Source organism: Arthrobacter sp. KNU-44, from assembly GCF_051843155.1.
Classification (GTDB): domain Bacteria; phylum Actinomycetota; class Actinomycetes; order Actinomycetales; family Micrococcaceae; genus Arthrobacter.
On sequence record NZ_JBPXNG010000002.1, the window covers coordinates 1,083,350 to 1,100,599 of the forward strand.

Below are 17,250 nucleotides of genomic sequence, written 5' to 3' on the forward strand. Positions count from 1 at the left end.
GCGCCACTCCTTTGTGAATAGGTGGATCGGACAGTGACTGTGACACCAATCATACACTCAAAGTTGCCTTATATGCATCACTTGTTTACGATAACAAAAACCACCAAACTCCCCACGACAAGACCGGGCCGGGCTCCCCCCAGAGCCCGGCCCAGCTTGTCACTCCATGCTCCCTCGCGGGTTACTTGCTCCCGAAGGGCGTCACTTGGAAGTCTCCGAATGACACTTGATGGCCTTCCGAGTCCAGCACAACGAGGCTGTCCATTCCGTTTTTGACATCGTTGGGCAACGCGAAGGAAAGGGTGTTCTGCTGCGTGGGGAAGAACCAGCCCAGACGGTATCCACGCTTGTTCAGGTAGACGTAGTACCACTTGCCATACTCGACGTTGTGGACCGTCACGGTTTGTCCAGTGCGGTACTTTTCCGCCCCGAGCCCCAAGTCCAGCGGCGCATTCGTGCCGATGAGATCCTGGGCAGCCAGGGCAGGCTGCGTGCCGGGCATTGCCGGCTTGACCTTCAGCGCGACCGTTTGCCCCGCCAATTGAAGGGACGCAACCTTGGCACCATTGCTGGCACTGACCGGGATGGTGATTGCCGGGAGTTGCTTGGCCGCGATGTCGGCGTCGGTCACGGTGTAGGTGGAGGTGAGGTTGACCGACTCACCCACGGCAAGGGTTGGTTTGGACAATCCAATGGCCGCAGCCGAAAGGCCCGTCAACGCCACATTGCCGCTGTTGGTCACGCTGTAGGCAAAGGTCACTGTATCGCCCGGACCGGCAAACCCGTCCCCGTCCACATCGTTGAACGTGGGCACCACCGATCCGCTCAACTGGGGATTGCGGACCAGCAGGTCCACTTCGTCACCCGTCACCGTGTAGTTCTGGGTGGCAGCCCCAGTGCCTGTTACCTGCCAGACGGCGCGGGGGACGAAGAATCCTTGCGCCACTTCGTCCGAAGTCACGGTGTGCTGCGGGGTGCCGCAAAGGTAATTGCCCCACACGCCAAGGGAGCTGAACCGGCAGTTGCCCGAACCCGGCGGGAGGAACGGCTGGAAGTTGCCCGACTGCGGGACAACGGATTCCGTGACATTGCCCGTGCTGTACACCCGGAACTTGTAGGGCACCGCGCTGCCCGCGGCGTACGGCTTGGTTGCCAGGTCCCTTCCGGCATCATTGCGGGTGCCGAAAATGTAGGCTCCCACGACGCTGCTCGCTGAACCGCCCGTCACCGTCACCGACACGGGTGCGGTAATCGATGCCGCACCGACGTTCAACCTTGCGGTCAGGGGTACCGAACCCGCCTTGGCGTACGACGGCGCCGTGACAGTCAGCTCGACAGTCGCCGAGGCGCCCGGATCGAGGGAGGCGAGCTGCGCCGTCGTCGACGTCCAATCCTGCAAGGCGTCGAGGCTGACGGTCGAAGCGGGAAGCGGCGAACCGTCCTTGTTGGTGACGGTCACGCTGAGTTGCGTGCTGCCACCGTTCGTGACGGTGGCAGCACCGGGGACGACGACGGCGGCAACCGGGCTCAGCCAGGCAGCGTCGAATTTCCCGAAGGTGATGGTATTGCTATCGCCTTCGTACAGGACGCCGAAAGTACCGTCCGACAGGGCGCTCAACGTGGAGTAGGACATGCTTCCGGGCTTGAAGACGCGCGAGGAACCCCACGTCTTGCCGTCGTCGGCGGAGTAGCGGACCGTGCCGTCCACGCGTGCGCCGCCGGCGGTGGGTGTGGGCGAGTTGGAGAAGAGCAGCTTCCTGGCATCCGCCGATCCCGCAGCCGCCTCCGGATACATCCGGGTGATCGAGCCGTTGTTGCGCGGATCCGGGAGCTGCGTCTCGGCAACCGGTGTGCTGTACGTGACACCGCCGTCGGAGGAATATGCCACCTTGCGGAAATGCGGGTTGGCGCCGCTGCTGTCCCGCGAGTTCAACATGACGCGGCCATCGGAGAGTTCCACCGTCTTGTTCTCATCCATGCCTGTTCCGGTGGGCGTACCCATGTTCCACGACTTGCCGTGGTCATCGGAGTAGACACTGTAGGCCTGGATCTGGCGGCTCCCATCGGGCTGGACGATGGTTCCGGCAAATTGTTGGATGAGCCTGCCCGCATGAACTCCGTACTTGAGCTGAATGCCCTCACCCGAGGAGGCGAACATGCTGACCACGCCGCCGACATTGGCGACCCCGTTGACGGTGCTGCCGTTTGGCTTGACCGTACTGGTGACCAGCGGACCCGCGAACCCGGCGTAGGCCGAACCCGCCGGGTAGCTGGACGGAACAGGCAGGGTGGGCTGATTGGACGGATCCGTGGACCACGTGAGTCCGCGGTCGGTGGAGACGGACACTTGCGAGCTGATCACATTGAGGTCGGAATCGTCATTGCCGAGCACGCTGCCCGCGAATCCCTGGTTCTTGGAGTAGACGTGGAAGTTGAATACCGTCCCGCTGACCTTATCCACGACGTAGCTGGGGTCGCTGAAACCGTATTTCTGCACGCCCGCCGAACCCATCTGTCCCCGGGCGATGAAGGTGGGACTGCCCCACGTCTTTCCGCCGTCGGTGCTGCGCCGCTGGACGATGGAGTTGGCAGAAGGAGAATCGCCCCCATCGGGACGGCCGTCGTAGGAAGCCAGGAGGACTCCGTCGCCCAAATCCGCGAGCGCGACGATTCGGTAGTACTTGCCCAGGACGGGATCGATGGCGTTGTCACCGTTGGAAGCGAGGACCTGCTCGGCGTAGTTTCCCGGAGGGCTGGAGGGAACGTTGGGACTCGGGAACGGATCCAACGCGGCATAGGCGGGCAAGACGGTTGACGTCACGAGAACTGCGGCAGCTGCCATGGAGACGGCAAGTCTGCCCCGGCTCCATCCCGACCGCCTCCTGACCCTGTCACTGAGTAGCGGGTTATTCATGCGTAGCCCTTTCGTATTTTGGTCACATCCAACATAGGACGTTCTATATGCTACGTGATGCCGCTCACATACCAAATGCTTGAATGCGTCTTTCCTGGAAGTGACCCGCCTCACATGCGGCGTAAAGATTCCATAAAGAAGGGCATCCGATCTCCGGCCCACCCGTACGCTCCATCTGGAGCAGCTTCCAAGCTGCGCGAAAGGACCCATGTGACAACGCTGACCAGGCCACCTGCCGAACCCTCTGACAGGCCCAAACCCGCGGGCGACATCAAACAGGGGCAATTCAAGCGATGGCTGCTCGACGGAATGCCAGAGACGTCCGGAAAGCGCCAAGGTCCGCACGGCAAACCGGACCAGGACCACACGCCGCAGGCTTGGTGGAAAGTCATGTGCCTCACCGGCGTCGACTACTTCTCCACCCTCGGCTACCAGCCCGCCATTGCGGCGCTCGCGGCCGGTATCGTCTCGCCGCTCGCCACGATCGTCCTGGTCGCCGTCACCTTGCTCGGCGCGCTGCCGGTCTACCGCCGGGTCGCCGCCGAAAGCGCACGCGGCGAAGGCTCCATCGCGATGCTCGAGCGGCTCCTCCCCCGCTGGGGCGGCAAACTCTTCGTGCTCGCCTTGCTGGGATTCGCCGCCACGGACTTCATGATCACCATGACCCTCTCCGCCGCCGATGCCAGCGCCCACGCCATCGAAAACCCCTTCGCCCCGGAATGGCTCCACGGCCAGGAAATCACCATCACCCTGGCGCTCATCGCCGGACTTGGCGTGGTGTTCCTCAGGGGATTCAAGGAGGCCATCAACGTCGCCGTCGTGCTGGTGGGCGTTTATCTAGTGCTGAACGCCGTCGTCGTCGCGGTCGGCTTGGCGCACGTGGTGACCGAGGCGCATGTGGTGACCGATTGGTGGGCAGCGCTGAACCAGCAGCACGGAAACCCGTTGATCATGGTGGGCATCGCGCTCCTGGTCTTCCCCAAACTTGCCTTGGGCCTCTCAGGGTTCGAGACCGGCGTCGCGGTCATGCCACAGATCAAGGGCAGCCCGAGCGACACGGAGGAAAATCCGGCGGGCCGCATCCGCGGCACCCACAAACTGCTCACGACGGCGGCACTCATCATGAGTGCCTTCCTGGTGGCCTCGAGTTTCATCACCACGTTCCTGATTCCGGCCGCCGAATTCCAGCCGGGAGGGAAGGCAGACGGGCGAGCCCTCGCATTCCTTGCGCACCAGTTCCTGGGCGACGGCTTCGGCACGGTCTATGACATCAGCACCATTGCCATCCTGTGGTTTGCGGGCGCCTCTGCCATGGCCGGCCTGCTGAACCTCGTGCCGCGCTATTTGCCGCGCTTCGGCATGGCCCCCGCATGGACCAAAGCCGTCCGCCCGCTGGTCCTGGTCTTCACCGCAGTTGGATTCATCATCACGTTGGTCTTCGAAGCAAACGTGGAGGCCCAAGGCGGCGCCTACGCCACCGGCGTCCTGGTCCTCATGACCTCGGCCTCGATCGCAGTCACCCTGTCCGCCCGCCGGAAGAAGCAGAAGGCCAAGTCCATCGCTTTCGGTGCGGTGGCGGTCGTCTTCGCCTACACCACCGTGGCCAATGTGGTGGAACGCCCGGACGGCATCAGGATAGCGGCCCTGTTCATCCTTGGCATTGTCCTGGTGAGCTTCGCGTCGCGCATACGCCGGTCCTTTGAGCTGCGGGCTACGCACATCAAGATGGACCAGATGGCACTTGAGTTCACGGCCTCCAACGAGGAAGGCCCTATCCGGATCATCGCGCACGAACCCAAGCGGCTCAGCGCCGACCGGTACGAATTGAAGCTGCAGCACGCCCAGCAAGCCAACCACTTGCCGGTAGACAGCCACGCGATCTTCATCGAGATCATCGTGGATGACAGCTCCGACTTCGAGCAGGAACTCCTCGTGGAAGGCAAGGTCCGGCACGGCTTCAAGATCCTGGAGATCCACAGCAACAACGTGCCCAACACACTCGCGGCGGTGCTCCTCCACATCCGGGACGTCACGGGACTCATGCCGCATATCTATTTCCGCTGGACCGAAGGCAACCCCATCGCCAACCTGAGCAAGTTCCTTTTCTTCGGCGAAGGCGAGATCGCCCCGGTAACCCGCGAAGTGCTGCGCGAAGCCGAACCAGACATCACGCGCAGGCCCTGGGTGCACGTGGGCTGAACATGGCAGTGTGGGTGCCGCTCCTCATGGAGCGGCACCCACACAGTGTTTTCCAGGCGATCGCCCTAGCTGATCGCAGACGCGCCGCGCTCCCCTGTCCGGACTCGCACCGCCTGGGAGACCTCGATGGTCCAGATCTTGCCGTCCCCGAATTGGCCGGTACTGGCGCCGGAGATGATGGCGTCCACTATTCCGTCCACCAGCTCGTCCGTCGCCAGGACCTCCACCCGGATTTTGGGAAGGAGATCGGAGTTGTATTCCGCGCCCCGGTACACCTCGATGTAGCCCCGTTGTTGGCCATATCCGTTCGCTTGGCTCACGGTCATCCCGTTGACTCCAAAGCGTTCCAGGGCTTCCCGGACCTCGTCGATCCGCTCCGGCCTCACGATGGCCGTAACCAGTTTCACGTCGACGCCTTGCTGCGCATCCGATCTGTTTTCCCGTTAGAGCTAGCTTCTGGTTCACCGCTGGAACCCGACGGAGTTTTGCCGTTCTGTGGTTCTCCGGGATTGAAGGATCCGCCGACCATGGCCAACTCGTAGGCTGTTTCCGCGTGCTCCGTGATGTCGATGCCCGCCAGCTCTTCGTGCTCCTTGACGCGCATGCCCACAGTCTTGTGGATGGCCAGCCCGATGAGCGTCGTCATGATCGCCGTCCACGCGGTGACCACCAGCGCCGTCAATATTTGGGGCCAGAACTGGGTCAGGCCGCCGCCGTAGAAAAGACCGCCCTCAGTCTTTGCCGAGGGTACGGCGAAGAATCCGAGGGACAGGGTCCCCCACAGGCCGCCGACAAAGTGGACGGCAACAACGTCCAAGGAATCGTCCAGGCCGATCTTGAACTTCAGTCCGATGGCCAGCGCGCAGATGGCACCGGCGATGACGCCGATGACGATCGCGCCAATCGGATCCACGAATCCACAGGCCGGGGTGACTGCCACCAAGCCCGCGACGGCGCCGGATGCGGCGCCGAGGGACGTCGCGTGGCCGTCGCGGAGCCTTTCGACAAGCAGCCAGCCAAGGAGCGCTGCGCTTGTGGCCAGGAGGGTATTTGTCCAGGCGAGCGCTGCGATTCCATCAGCGGCCAGTTCCGAACCGGCGTTGAAGCCGAACCAGCCGAACCACAGCAGGCCTGCCCCGAGCATCACGAAGGGGAGGTTGTGCGGCCGGATGTTGGGATCTTTCATGAATCCGAGCCGTTTGCCGAGCACGACTGCCAGCATCAGCCCGGCCATGCCCGCATTCATGTGGACGACGGTGCCACCGGCAAAGTCGAGGGCTGAGATCTTGCTGCCGATGATCCCGGTGGAACCGAAGAGCCCGCCGCCCCAGACCCAGTGGGCGATGGGAGCGTAGACGATAGTCACCCAAAGGCCGGCAAACAGCAGCCATGGGCCAAACCTGACACGTTCAGCCACAGCGCCGCTGATCAGCGCGACAGTGATGATGGCGAACGTGGCTTGGAATCCTATGAAGACCATGTCCGGCAGCCCTGGGGCTTTCCCGCCAATGACGCTGGCCAGTCCGCTGAGTCCGAAGTTCGCGAAGGGATCTCCGATGAAGCCGCCCAGGGTATCCGGGCCGAACGCGAGTCCGTAGCCCCACAGGGCCCAGACCACCGCGACCACGCCGATGGCACCGAAGCTCATCATCATGATGTTGAGGACGGACTTCATCCTGACCAGGCCGCCGTAGAAGAACGCCAAACCTGGCGTCATGAGTAGAACGAGGGCGGAAGCTGCAAGCATCCAGGCTGTTGCGCCGGGATCGAGGGTCTGGGGGTTCACATCCAGCCCTACGCTGAAGAATACTGGGTTCATTTCGGGAGCCTTCCTGCATATACGGCGCTCCATGGCGCCCGCACGGCGAGACCATTTTTAAAACGAACAGGTCCTGGTACCTCACGGGTTACCGACCTTGACAAGTTGCGTTGACTCGAACGTACAGTCGGCCTGTTTCAGCCTTCGGCACGGCTCATTTCAGGCACGTAACACCAAAGGCCCCAGGGTTAAATCCGGAAGTCAGTCATGTTTCAGGCGTGTTACACGCCGCGTGTCGGCCTCGTACGCCGGGTGGCCAAGGCGCCAGCGTCAGCGGCTGGCTGCCGGCACCAGGATCCAGAGAACCTCGACGGGCTCGTCCGTCGGATTGACCCAGGTGTGCGGCTCGCGGCCCGGGAAGGACAGCGTGTCTCCTTCTTCGAGCTCGTACTCCTCGTTGGTGAGGATCAATTTGATCCGGCCCTTGACGACGTGCAGGACATCGACGTCACAATCGACGGCGTAAAGCTCGGCTTCTCCGCGGCCGCGTGGCTCGATGGAGGCCTGCAGGATCTGCAACCTCCGTTCCGATCGGGCAGTCAGGAGCCGCTCCACGATTCCCTGGCCACCGAGCGAAATCCTCGGCCCGTCGTCGCGCCGGGTCAGGTGTGTCTCCGGTGCGGCGAAAAGGTCTCCGATGGACACTGAGAGAACTTGGCAAAGCGTCACAAGGGAAGCGACCGACGGCGATGTCAGGTCACGCTCCACACGGCTCAGGAACCCTTTGGTGAGGCCAGTGGCGTCGGCAACCTGCTCGATGGTGAGCCGCTGCGATTGGCGGGCGGCGCGGATTCTGGAACCGATGGCAACGGGGACATTGCTCGGTTCAACGGGGAGAGCCTTCATTCACGAACCTTTCAGGCCGTTTATGCGGCCCTGTCATTGCAGCAATAGTAGCCGGATCGCCCGCGTGGCAGGGCCTTTGGCTAGCCGGAGGGCCGCCGATGAGTCCGCTGTGCAAGACAGCGTCTTGACTGTTACTCGCATCACTACGTATCCTCATAGGCAACAAGTGTTGTTTGTGAGGCATACATCACAGACTACTCTCCCCAATCACCAGCGCAGAGACCTTCCGCAACCCCGCGCGAACCCAGCGGACCGGCGTCGGAATCCCCCAGAGCTCTGCGCATCACTTTCAGGAGCCAACCGTGGACTCTTCGTTCATCAATATTGCGATCGTGGTGGTGTATTTGCTTGCCATGCTGGCCTTCGGCTGGTGGGGCAAGTCGCGCACCAAGAACAACAGCGACTTCCTGGTGGCAGGACGCCGCCTCGGTCCGATGCTCTACACCGGCACCATGGCCGCCGTCGTCCTCGGCGGCGCATCGACGGTTGGCGGCGTCGGTCTCGGCTACAAGTTCGGTGTCTCCGGCATGTGGCTGGTGGTCGCGATCGGTTCGGGCGTGCTCCTCCTGAGCCTGCTTTTCGCCGGCACCATCCAGCGACTGAAGATCTACACGGTCTCCCAGATGCTGAGCCTGCGCTACGGCCAGCGAGCCACGCAGACCTCCGGCATCGTCATGCTGGCCTACACACTCATGCTGTGCGCCACGTCCACTGGTGCCTACGCCACCATCTTCGTTGTCCTCTTCGGCTGGGAGCGCTGGCTTGCCATCGCCGTCGGCGGCGCAATCGTCCTCGTCTACTCCACCATCGGCGGCATGTGGTCCATCACCCTCGCCGACCAGGTGCAGTTCATCATCAAGACGGTAGGCATCTTCTTCCTCATGCTCCCGTTCGTCCTCAACGCCGCCGGCGGCTTCGACGGCATCCGTGCCCGCGTTGACGCCAGCTTCTTCCAGTTGGACGGCATCGGAGCGCAGACCATCATCACGTACTTCGTGGTCTACACCCTGGGCCTCCTGATCGGCCAGGACATCTGGCAGCGCGTCTTCACCGCCAAGACCCCCAAGGTGGCCCGTTGGGGCGGCGCCACTGCCGGCATCTACTGCGTCCTGTACGGCGTCGCCGGAGCTTTGATCGGCCTTGCCGCCCGCGTGGCCCTGCCCAATATCGACGTCAAGGCCCTCGGCAAAGACGTTGTCTACGCCGAGGTAGCCACCCACATCCTGCCGATCGGCATCGGCGGCCTCGTCATGGCCGCGGCAGTCGCGGCCATGATGTCCACCGCTTCCGGGGCCCTCATCGCCGCAGCCACCGTTGCCCGCGCCGACGTAGTCCCGTTCGTGGCCAGCTGGTTCGGCAAGACAATCAACACCGACGACACCGAAAACCCCGAGCACGACGTCAAGGCCAACCGGTACTGGGTCCTTGGCCTGGGCATCGTTGCCGTGCTGATCTCGATGGCGGCGCAAGACGTCGTGGTAGCCCTGACCATCGCCTACGACATCCTCGTGGGTGGACTCCTGGTTGCCATCCTGGGCGGGCTGGTCTGGAAGCGCGGCACCGGTATTGCCGCGGCCTGGTCCATGGCGGTCGGGTCCGTACTGACGCTGGGCCTGCTGATCGCCTACGCCACGGGAATCATCCCCAGCGAAGACGGCGTCTACGCCAACGATCCCATCTACTGGGGCCTCGGCGCCTCGCTCGTGGTCTACGTTGTGGTCTCCCTGCTGACCCCGCCAACCGAACCCGCGGTCCGCGAAGCTTGGGACCGCCGCGTTGCCGGAGCAGCCGTGGAGGAGCTCCCCTTGGAAGCCCACCCGGTGGCCAGCCACTAAGCTTCACAGAATCAAGTACGACGGCGGCGCCGCACCTTCTCCTCGAGGGTGCGGCGCCGCTGCCTTTTGGAACCATTTCTACCGAGCCTTAATACCGGGCCGCGATTGTACCGTTCCATGTACAGTAGGAAGAGCTTCAAGAGATGTGGTGCCAAGCTCCGACTTGCCACACGCCAACCCCATGTTCGCGGGTGGTTCGGATGAAGAAGCGGCCCGGCTCGGACCAGAGACAACCGAACGGGCAAGAGCAACTCCACAGGAGAAGGCCATGCCTTTCGAAATCGGCGCCACCGCCGACCGCACCACCCAGTCCGGCACCCTGTTGTTGCCCCGCCCCCGGCGGGTGGACGAGTTCGTCCGGGTGATTCCCGGCGTCGACCTGTCCCAAGGCTCCATCACGTTCGTGGTGGACGGGAACTTGGAACGCTATTGGCATCATGAGCCGCGGCTCATCACCGAAGCGCTCTCAAAGGCGGTCCAGCCCGCCCGCTGGTTCCCGGCGACACGGAAACTCACCCTTACGGTGGCGGCAACCGGGCACCGGGCAGGCGTGCAGAGGCACTTCATCCTGAGCGCGTTTTAGCCGCCCGGGTTTAGCACCTCGGGTTCAGCGGAGCCCGGGGCTACTCGATCTCTTCAGCCTCACGGTGTTCGTCGGCATCGAGGGCAACCGGCCGCTCGTCGTCGTCAAGAACCTCGGATTGGTCGTCCCAGTCCTCGTCCACCGCCAGGTCCTCGTTGTAGTCATAGGCGGGATCGGCCTCGACCGTGGGACGGTCGGGGTGGCGGGCGTGGGTCTCGGTGCTGTCCATGGTGCAACCTCCGTTCGACGTGCCGCTGAGCCCATCGCACAGGCATAGGAGGCAGCCGTCCAGCGCTACCCCGCCAATTCGTGGACCCTGTCCATCCATCCCAGCACTGCCCCCTGCCGTGGTCAAGGCTTCCCGGGAGCCTCCCGTTTTTGAGGGGGACCTAAATTCTCCAGTGAGGATTACCGGCCGAAAAACCGCGGAAATTGGCGATAGAGTGGAGCCGCAATGAGGCGATGAAGCCCGCCCCAGCAACCCAGGAGTCCCGGTGCAACCGCACACAAAACCCTCGCATCCAGACAACTCGCATCCAGATAATCCGCAGGACTCAAGCAGTCCATCGCAGGACGTAGCAGCCCCCAAGGCTCCCCCGTCGTCGTCGGACATCAAGCGCTGGCGGCAGTACTTGGCGGATGAGCGAGCCGAGGCCGCCGTTTACCGCCAACTGGCGCAGCGCCGCGACGGCGAGGAACGCGAAATCCTTTTGGCCCTCGCAGAGGCTGAAGGCCGCCATGAGGCACACTGGCTCAAGCTCCTCGGCGAACATGCCGGTATGCCGAAGGCGGCCTCGGTCCGAAGCCAAATGCTCGGCTTCCTGGCCCGGAACTTCGGATCGGTGTTCGTGCTGGCCCTCGCCCAACGGGCTGAAGGCCGCTCGCCTTACGCGAAGGATCCGGCAGCGACCCGCGCCATGGCGGCCGACGAACAGATCCACGAAGAAGTAGTCCGCGGCCTGGCGACGCGCGGCCGCAACAGGTTGTCCGGCACGTTCCGCGCGGCCGTATTCGGCGCCAACGACGGCCTTGTCAGCAACCTTTCACTCGTAATGGGCATGGCGGCCACCGGCGTTCCCGCCACCGTGGTCCTGTTCAGCGGCATCGCAGGCCTGCTGGCGGGCGCCTTGTCCATGGGTGCCGGCGAGTATGTCTCGGTGCGCTCGCAACTCGAGCTCCTCAAGGCCACCCGCCCCACCCAGGCCACGCTCACCGCAGCCCCTGCGCTGGACATCGAGCACAATGAGCTGGTCTTGGTGTATCTGGCCCGGGGCATGTCCCGAGAAGCCGCCGAACACCGGGCCGCCGAACGCATGGGCCTCTACAGCTGCGATTGCGATCCCAGCCTCTCGCTCCAACCCGAAGTGGAAGAAACCGTCAACGAGCACGAGGCCGTAGGCTCCGCCTGGGGTGCCGCGATCTCGAGCTTCTGCTTCTTCGCTTCGGGCGCCATCGTGCCCATCCTGCCGTTCATCTTCGGCATGACGGGCTTCGCGGCGCTTGCTGTGGCCGGTACGCTGGTGGGCATCGCGCTTCTGTCGACCGGCGCCGTCGTCGGCTTGTTGTCCGGAACCTCGCCGCTGACCCGCGGCCTCCGGCAGCTCGCCATCGGGCTCGGTGCGGCCGCGGCAACGTATGGGCTGGGACTCGTCTTCGGCGCAGTCATCGGTTAGTAGCGCCGGCCCGACGGGGCGCCGGTGCAGGGACTTGGGGGAAGACTTGCATTCAAACTACGGTTACGACGGCGGTCCGCCGCCCAAGCGCCCCAGTACCGTTCTGGCGCTGTTCCGAAACTTGATGGTGGTGGCAGTCGTCGCTGCCGTAGCCGTCCTGGTCAGTGGATTCCTCCGCGGCGGCCCCGGGATCACCGGCTTGCTTCCAAACCGGACCCCTTCTGCCCATGCCACGGCAAGCAGCCCCGGGCAGGACGGGGCTCCCGGGCAGGCACCACAAAAAGCGGCCCGTGCGCCGGATACCCCACCACCTGGACTGGAGGAAGCCGGGCAGCCGCTCGGCTCCCCCGCGAAGCCTGCGGTAGCCAGCAGCTCCTACAAGTTCCTGGCCACCAACGCCGACGGCACCCCAGTTGGCTACTCTCCGTGCCGGCCATTGCACTACGTGGTCAACGCAGCCCTCGCCCCGGCCGGATCCGAGGGGCTCATCGCCGACGCCATCGCCAAGATCGCCGCCGCCACCGGCCTCAAATTCGTTGACGACGGCCCCAGCACGGAAAACCCCTCCGAGAAGCGCAAGCCCTACCAGCCCGCGCTCTATGGAGATCGTTGGGCACCGCTGTTGATTTCCTGGACCACGCCCGAGGCGGCTCCGGGGTTGGCAGGAACCGTCATCGGAACCGGAGGCAGCACCATGTACAGCTTCGGCACCGGACCCAAGAGCTACGTCTCCGGAAGCCTGGACCTCGACGCCCCGCAAATCACGGAACTGCTGGGTGTCCCCGGGGGTGCCCATTATGTCTCCGCCGTGATTCAACACGAACTTGGCCACGTGGTGGGCCTTGACCACGTTGAGGATCCCATCCAGCTCATGTACCCGGAGATCGGTGCCCCGGATGGCTTGGCAGCCGGAGACCTGAACGGACTCTACAAACTCCACACGGCCCCGTGCCGCACCGACCTGTAGCCCGGTTCACCTGCAGCTCCGCCCAGCCCAACTAGCTCGCATTAGATGTCGTTTTGAGCCGTGATAACGACAACAACTGCGAGCTAGTTGGGTGGGGATAGGCCTAGTTGGGGGCGGGCTGTAAGACGCGGGCAGGCTTGAAGCTGGCTCCTGCGCCTGGGTAGGAGGGGATCTCGATCCGGCCGTGGCTGTGGATCTCGTTGACCGTGGCCTTGGTGTGTTCGGCGATCCGCTCCAAGGTGGTCACCCACATCCCGTCCATGGCCTTCACTCGTTCGATCAGCCGCTCCAAGGCAACGGCCTTGGATGGACGGCCGGAGATGAACGGGTGGTTGGTCAAGACGAAGCAACTGCCTTGGGCGTGGTGGGCTTCGGCTTCGAGGGTCCACATCTCCAAGACCTTGGCCGGGCTCTCGATGACGCCGCTTCCTGTTACTCCCGGGTAGAACGCGTATTGTTCCCAATCGTCCAGGGCCCAATCGACCGGGATCTCCACAATGTCCCGTGAATCGCTATCCCCTGAATTACCCGGGGCAACCGCCATGCGGTAGGGGGCATCGCCGTCGAGCAGGCTTGAATCGTAGAGGAAGCCACGGTCCGCTAGCAGTGCCGGCGAGTGCCAGTTCAGCTCCCACCACGGTGCCCTGTAGCCGACCGGCCTGACCCCGGCTACCTTCGCGAGGGCTTCGAGCCCGCGGTCCAGGTAGTTGGCCTCGGTGGCGGCATCGATTCCCTGCATCGGTTCGTGCAAGTAGCCGTGGTGGGCCACTTCATGGCCGCCGTCGACGATCCGCCGCACCACATCGGGGTAGCTTTCCGCCGTGAACCCCGGGATGAAGAAGGTTCCCTGGATCTCTTGTCGCTCGAGGATCTTCAGGAGCCGCGGAACAGCGACCCTCGGGCCGTAGGACTGGTGGCTCATGAGCGACATGCGCCTGGTGCTTGTGGGATCGTGCGCAATGGTGCACGATTCGGCGTCGACGTCGAACGTGAACGACGCCGCCGCCTTGAAGTTTTCGGGCCACGTGATCGCGTGGGCCTCGTCGGGGAAAGCGTTGGTGGTCATCGGGTGTCCTTTCAGTCGTTGACCAGATTGGCGACGGCGTCTTCCGCAAGCGGCTGCGACGTCGCGGCCGCGGAGGAAACTGCGGCTGAGGACGGCAGCGGAAGGTATCGGGCATGAACCCGTGGGCCCAGTGCGCCGTAAACCGCCGCGGCAACGAGCCCGCCTGCCAGCCAGGACAAGTCGATCCCGCCCATGGCCGTGGCGATGGGGCCCTGCATGATCGGCAGGACGCCGTACATGAACAGCCACGTGGCGAAGATTCCTACCAAAAGCGCGGTGATCCCGGCCCAGTTGACTGCCGGGAGCCGACGTGTGCCCACGGGGTCGAAGAGTCGATCGACTGCGACAGGGCTACGCTTGTCCACCCAGAAGTAGTGCACCAGCATGATGCCTCCCCACGCGGCTACCCACGCCACGAGGCCGCCGAGCCACGTGCTCAATGTTGACGCGAAATCCTCCTGCAGGATGAAGAACACGACGCCGACCAGGGCCAGGAGCCCGACAAAGAGGTTCAAGGAACGACGCTTGGCCTTGATGTCCAATGCCTGGGCGGCCACCGAAAAGGTATAGATATTCAGGATGTTCGTCGCGATGGGACCGTGCAGCACCAGGAACAGGACCGGGATGGCCAGGACGCCGAAGTTGTCGACGATGAGGTGGCCGGGATCGGCCGTGCCGCTCTTCGTTGCCAGGCTGGCGCCGAGGATGCCGAGCCACACTACCGGGAGGAACTGGCCGAATACCGAGGCCAGGTAGACCTTGTGCTTGGGGACGGACTTGCTGACGAAACGTGAATAGTCCGCTGCGTAAGTGAACCACGTGATCCCCCAGCCGATGCCGATGACCGTCATCACGGTGGTCATGGCCGCGATCCGCGCGCCGCCTTCAAGGACAGCACCGGGAGGGCCCGCGTAGCCCCAGTCGATATTCATGCCGAACCAGGCCACGGCCGACATGGCGATCAGCACCACGATGGTGGGCGGGACGGTCCACTTTTCAAAAGCCGCGATGGCCTTGTAGCCGAACCAGGCGATCGTGACCTGGGCGGACATGATCAGGAAAGCCACCACGATCTTGGGGCCCACGTTGGGCTGCTCCGGATCGACCATGCCGAGCTTGCCAAGGAGTGCCATCACCAGGTCCAGGATGATCCAGGTGTTGACGGCGCACCAACCGATTCCGAGCAGTGCCTGGATGGCGCTCGGAAGGTAGTTGCCGCGGCGGCCGAAGACGGCCCGGGCCAGGACCATGCCGGTAGCTCCGGTCCGTTGCCCCAGGAGGACAAACAGGCCAAAGAGTGCCATACCGATCAGGTTTCCCACCACCAGGACAGTCACGGTATCGGCAAAGCCGAGTCCGAGCTGGACGCCGAGGGCCCCAAGGACCCAGTTGATGGGGGCAAGGTTTGCGCCTGCCCAGATCCAGAATTGGCCCGCTACGCTGCGGGTACGCGCTGATTCGGGAATGGACTGCAGGTTCTGTTCGACGTCGGTCTGCGCCGTTGCAGCCCCAGGCGTCGCAGTGGATAAGTTCTCGTGCATTGGGGGATCCTCCGTGTAGGAAAGGGACTACTTCAATGTATGTGCCCCAGATCACAGCAACAAGATACGATGTGTACGATAGTTCCCCGAAATTAGTTACGGAGTGTCATGTCCCTACTCCTTGCCGACGCCTTCGAACACGAGAGCCTGAGAGCCGCTGAACCAGTCCTGCGGACGGATGTGCCCGGGGCACTGTCCCGGCAGCTCCGCTGGGTCCATTCGAGCGAAGTGCTGGACATCGCTCCGCTGCTGCGGGGCGGCGAGCTGCTTCTGAGCGGCGGGCAGGCTCTCGCCACTGCTTCGGATGAGCGCCGGGTGGACTACGTCCGCCAACTGGCGGCCCGCGGCATCACTGCCTTGGCCATCGAGACCGGTCCCGAGCTGCCCGCAATACCGGAGTCCATGCTCGACGCCGGCCAGGAGGCCGGGCTTCCCATCATCGAGTTGTGCAAAGTGGCTCCCTTCGTCGGCATCATGCAAGCCATCAACTCGCTGCTGGTCAGCGAATCGGTGGCGCAATTGCAGTTCGGCGACGAAACGAGCCATGCCATGTCGGCGGAACTCGCGCACGGAGGCGGATTGGATCAGCTCCTCGCCGTGCTGGCCGGCCGGACGGGTTCCAGCGCGAGGCTCGTCTCGCCGTCGGGCATCACTTTGGGAAGCGCGACGGCGGCCGTCCAGCCCGAGTCGTTCACCGTCACCACAGTCGATGTGCCCGTCCGCGGCGTGCTGGCCGCCCGACTGGAGTTGGAAGTTCCCGACGACGGCGACGCCAACCTCGCGCGGGTGGCCGGCGAGCGGTGCGTCGATATCCTCGGCTTGGCGTTGCTGCAACGGATGCCACCCGGGCTCAAGGAACTTGCGGGAATCGAGCTTATGCGGGCCATCAGTTCGGGCACCCAGTCATGGAGGCTCCAGCAATTGGGGCCGGCCTCAGGGTTCCCCGCCAGCGGTCCGGTCGCCGCCGTCGTGGTTCGTTCCCCGGCCGCGGGACAGCTTCGGACACGGCTCGACGGCATCCTGGACGAGGCGGTTCCGCAAAGTGCGAGCTACGCGGACAACGCCGAACTGATCGCCTTGGCCGCTCTCCCCCACGCCACGGCAGTGGCTTCGCGCATCGCGCTCATCCAAGCGCTTGGGGCCTTGGATGTCCCCGATGGCTCGGTCATAGCCGTCGGTCCGCTGGCCCAGGGAATCGGCGAAGCACCGTGGTCGCTGGCAGAAGCACGCCGGACGCTTGAACTCATCCCGGGGTCCGAAACCCGGAATGGCGTTGTCGACGCCGAGGACTTCGCGGTCGAGCGCTTGGCGGAGGCAAGCCTCGACGCGGCCGCCCGCGAGGGATTCGTGCGGAGGCAGCTCGGCGCCGTCGTCGAGCATGACGAGCAGCGGCGCTCGGAGCTGATGCGGACCTTGGCGGTGTGGCTGGATTCCGGGTGCAATACCGCCCAGGCGGCTCGGGAGCTGCACTTGGAAAGGCAGTCGATGCACCACCGGCTCCAGAGGATTTTCGAGTTGTGCGGCGGGGATCCGCGGGGGACGGGCCGGTTGGCCGCCCTTCACCTGGCAACCCGCCTCGCCCGGATTTAGGTTGCCAGCCCAAGCTGCCCTGTTCCGCTTTACTGGAACACGGCCGCGCCGGATCCGGACATCTCGGCGCCCATGTTCGAGTTCGCCGGGATCTGGCGCGAGATGCCTAAGTTCGTGTTTTCACGGACCCTCACGCAGGCAGGCTCGAACACCACAGTGATTCACGACGTCGTGCCTGAACAGATCGCGGAAGGAATCAGGGCCTGAACGGCCCACC

General features: G+C 64.0%; 14 protein-coding genes and 1 riboswitch. Of the genes, 7 read left to right on the forward strand and 7 right to left on the reverse strand.

Going from position 1 to position 17,250, the window contains the following annotated elements:
• Positions 1-181: 181 nt before the first annotated feature.
• Complete coding sequence (locus tag ACSVHC_RS05800) at positions 182-2,842, reverse strand: sialidase family protein (RefSeq protein ID WP_439180657.1); 2,661 nt, start codon at positions 2,840-2,842, stop codon at positions 182-184.
• A gap of 282 nt (positions 2,843-3,124) precedes the next feature.
• Between ACSVHC_RS05800 and ACSVHC_RS05805 the strand changes: the two genes are divergently transcribed.
• Positions 3,125-5,113 carry an APC family permease gene (locus ACSVHC_RS05805; protein ID WP_437772668.1) on the forward strand — a complete coding sequence of 663 codons (1,989 nt, stop codon included), beginning with the start codon at positions 3,125-3,127 and terminating at the stop codon, positions 5,111-5,113.
• A gap of 65 nt (positions 5,114-5,178) precedes the next feature.
• Here ACSVHC_RS05805 and ACSVHC_RS05810 read toward each other — a convergent pair whose 3' ends face one another.
• The 3 genes from ACSVHC_RS05810 to ACSVHC_RS05820 form a co-directional block, all read right to left on the reverse strand.
• Complete coding sequence (locus ACSVHC_RS05810; RefSeq protein WP_345447857.1) at positions 5,179-5,520, reverse strand: P-II family nitrogen regulator; 342 nt, start codon at positions 5,518-5,520, stop codon at positions 5,179-5,181.
• Positions 5,517-6,932 (reverse strand): ammonium transporter, encoded by a 1,416-nt coding sequence (locus tag ACSVHC_RS05815; protein WP_437772667.1) that lies wholly within the window; start codon positions 6,930-6,932, stop codon positions 5,517-5,519. The genes ACSVHC_RS05810 and ACSVHC_RS05815 overlap by 4 nt, the downstream gene beginning before the upstream one ends.
• A gap of 270 nt (positions 6,933-7,202) precedes the next feature.
• A complete protein-coding gene (locus ACSVHC_RS05820) occupies positions 7,203-7,778 on the reverse strand; it encodes a helix-turn-helix domain-containing protein (RefSeq protein WP_059388136.1) in 576 nt (191 codons plus the stop codon).
• Between the two features lie 302 nt (positions 7,779-8,080).
• On the opposite strand from ACSVHC_RS05820, the gene ACSVHC_RS05825 reads away from it, so the two are divergent.
• Positions 8,081-9,613 carry a sodium:solute symporter family protein gene (locus tag ACSVHC_RS05825; RefSeq protein ID WP_437772666.1) on the forward strand — a complete coding sequence of 511 codons (1,533 nt, stop codon included), beginning with the start codon at positions 8,081-8,083 and terminating at the stop codon, positions 9,611-9,613.
• Positions 9,614-9,747: 134 nt separating this feature from the next.
• A riboswitch (SAM riboswitch) is annotated at positions 9,748-9,867 on the forward strand.
• 14 nt (positions 9,868-9,881) lie between these two features.
• Complete coding sequence (locus tag ACSVHC_RS05830; RefSeq protein WP_439180658.1) at positions 9,882-10,196, forward strand: hypothetical protein; 315 nt, start codon at positions 9,882-9,884, stop codon at positions 10,194-10,196.
• Between the two features lie 40 nt (positions 10,197-10,236).
• Here the strand turns inward: ACSVHC_RS05830 and ACSVHC_RS05835 are convergent, their stop codons facing one another.
• Positions 10,237-10,425 carry a hypothetical protein gene (locus ACSVHC_RS05835; RefSeq protein ID WP_437772664.1) on the reverse strand — a complete coding sequence of 63 codons (189 nt, stop codon included), beginning with the start codon at positions 10,423-10,425 and terminating at the stop codon, positions 10,237-10,239.
• Positions 10,426-10,690: 265 nt separating this feature from the next.
• Between ACSVHC_RS05835 and ACSVHC_RS05840 the strand changes: the two genes are divergently transcribed.
• Positions 10,691-11,869: a VIT1/CCC1 transporter family protein gene (locus tag ACSVHC_RS05840; RefSeq protein WP_437772663.1), complete on the forward strand. Its 1,179-nt coding sequence runs from the start codon at positions 10,691-10,693 to the stop codon at positions 11,867-11,869.
• Between the two features lie 124 nt (positions 11,870-11,993).
• Positions 11,994-12,836: a matrixin family metalloprotease gene (locus tag ACSVHC_RS05845; protein WP_439181374.1), complete on the forward strand. Its 843-nt coding sequence runs from the start codon at positions 11,994-11,996 to the stop codon at positions 12,834-12,836.
• Positions 12,837-12,939: 103 nt separating this feature from the next.
• Here the strand turns inward: ACSVHC_RS05845 and ACSVHC_RS05850 are convergent, their stop codons facing one another.
• Both ACSVHC_RS05850 and ACSVHC_RS05855 read right to left on the reverse strand, forming a co-directional pair.
• Positions 12,940-13,902 (reverse strand): polysaccharide deacetylase family protein, encoded by a 963-nt coding sequence (locus ACSVHC_RS05850; protein WP_437772662.1) that lies wholly within the window; start codon positions 13,900-13,902, stop codon positions 12,940-12,942.
• Between the two features lie 11 nt (positions 13,903-13,913).
• Positions 13,914-15,443, reverse strand: a complete 1,530-nt coding sequence (locus tag ACSVHC_RS05855; RefSeq protein WP_437772661.1) for a purine-cytosine permease family protein — start codon at positions 15,441-15,443, stop codon at positions 13,914-13,916.
• Between the two features lie 108 nt (positions 15,444-15,551).
• Here ACSVHC_RS05855 and ACSVHC_RS05860 point away from each other — a divergent pair, with 108 nt between their 5' ends.
• Together ACSVHC_RS05860 and ACSVHC_RS05865 are read left to right on the forward strand one after the other, a co-directional pair.
• Entirely contained in the window at positions 15,552-17,033 is a 1,482-nt protein-coding gene (locus ACSVHC_RS05860) for a PucR family transcriptional regulator (protein ID WP_437772660.1), read from the forward strand.
• A 72-nt stretch (positions 17,034-17,105) separates the two neighbouring features.
• Positions 17,106-17,240 (forward strand): hypothetical protein, encoded by a 135-nt coding sequence (locus tag ACSVHC_RS05865; RefSeq protein ID WP_439180659.1) that lies wholly within the window; start codon positions 17,106-17,108, stop codon positions 17,238-17,240.
• Positions 17,241-17,250: the final 10 nt, after the last annotated feature.

Coding starts and splice junctions, on each gene's coding strand:
- ACSVHC_RS05800 (WP_439180657.1), bottom strand. CDS start 2,842: ATGGCAGCTGCCGCAGTTCTCGTGACGTCAACCGTCTTGCCCGCCTAT.
- ACSVHC_RS05815 (WP_437772667.1), bottom strand. CDS start 6,932: ATGAACCCAGTATTCTTCAGCGTAGGGCTGGATGTGAACCCCCAGACC.
- ACSVHC_RS05820 (WP_059388136.1), bottom strand. CDS start 7,778: ATGAAGGCTCTCCCCGTTGAACCGAGCAATGTCCCCGTTGCCATCGGT.
- ACSVHC_RS05830 (WP_439180658.1), top strand. CDS start 9,882: ATGCCTTTCGAAATCGGCGCCACCGCCGACCGCACCACCCAGTCCGGC.
- ACSVHC_RS05835 (WP_437772664.1), bottom strand. CDS start 10,425: ATGGACAGCACCGAGACCCACGCCCGCCACCCCGACCGTCCCACGGTC.
- ACSVHC_RS05845 (WP_439181374.1), top strand. CDS start 11,994: ATGGTGGTGGCAGTCGTCGCTGCCGTAGCCGTCCTGGTCAGTGGATTC.
- ACSVHC_RS05850 (WP_437772662.1), bottom strand. CDS start 13,902: ATGACCACCAACGCTTTCCCCGACGAGGCCCACGCGATCACGTGGCCC.
- ACSVHC_RS05855 (WP_437772661.1), bottom strand. CDS start 15,443: ATGCACGAGAACTTATCCACTGCGACGCCTGGGGCTGCAACGGCGCAG.
- ACSVHC_RS05860 (WP_437772660.1), top strand. CDS start 15,552: ATGTCCCTACTCCTTGCCGACGCCTTCGAACACGAGAGCCTGAGAGCC.
- ACSVHC_RS05865 (WP_439180659.1), top strand. CDS start 17,106: ATGTTCGAGTTCGCCGGGATCTGGCGCGAGATGCCTAAGTTCGTGTTT.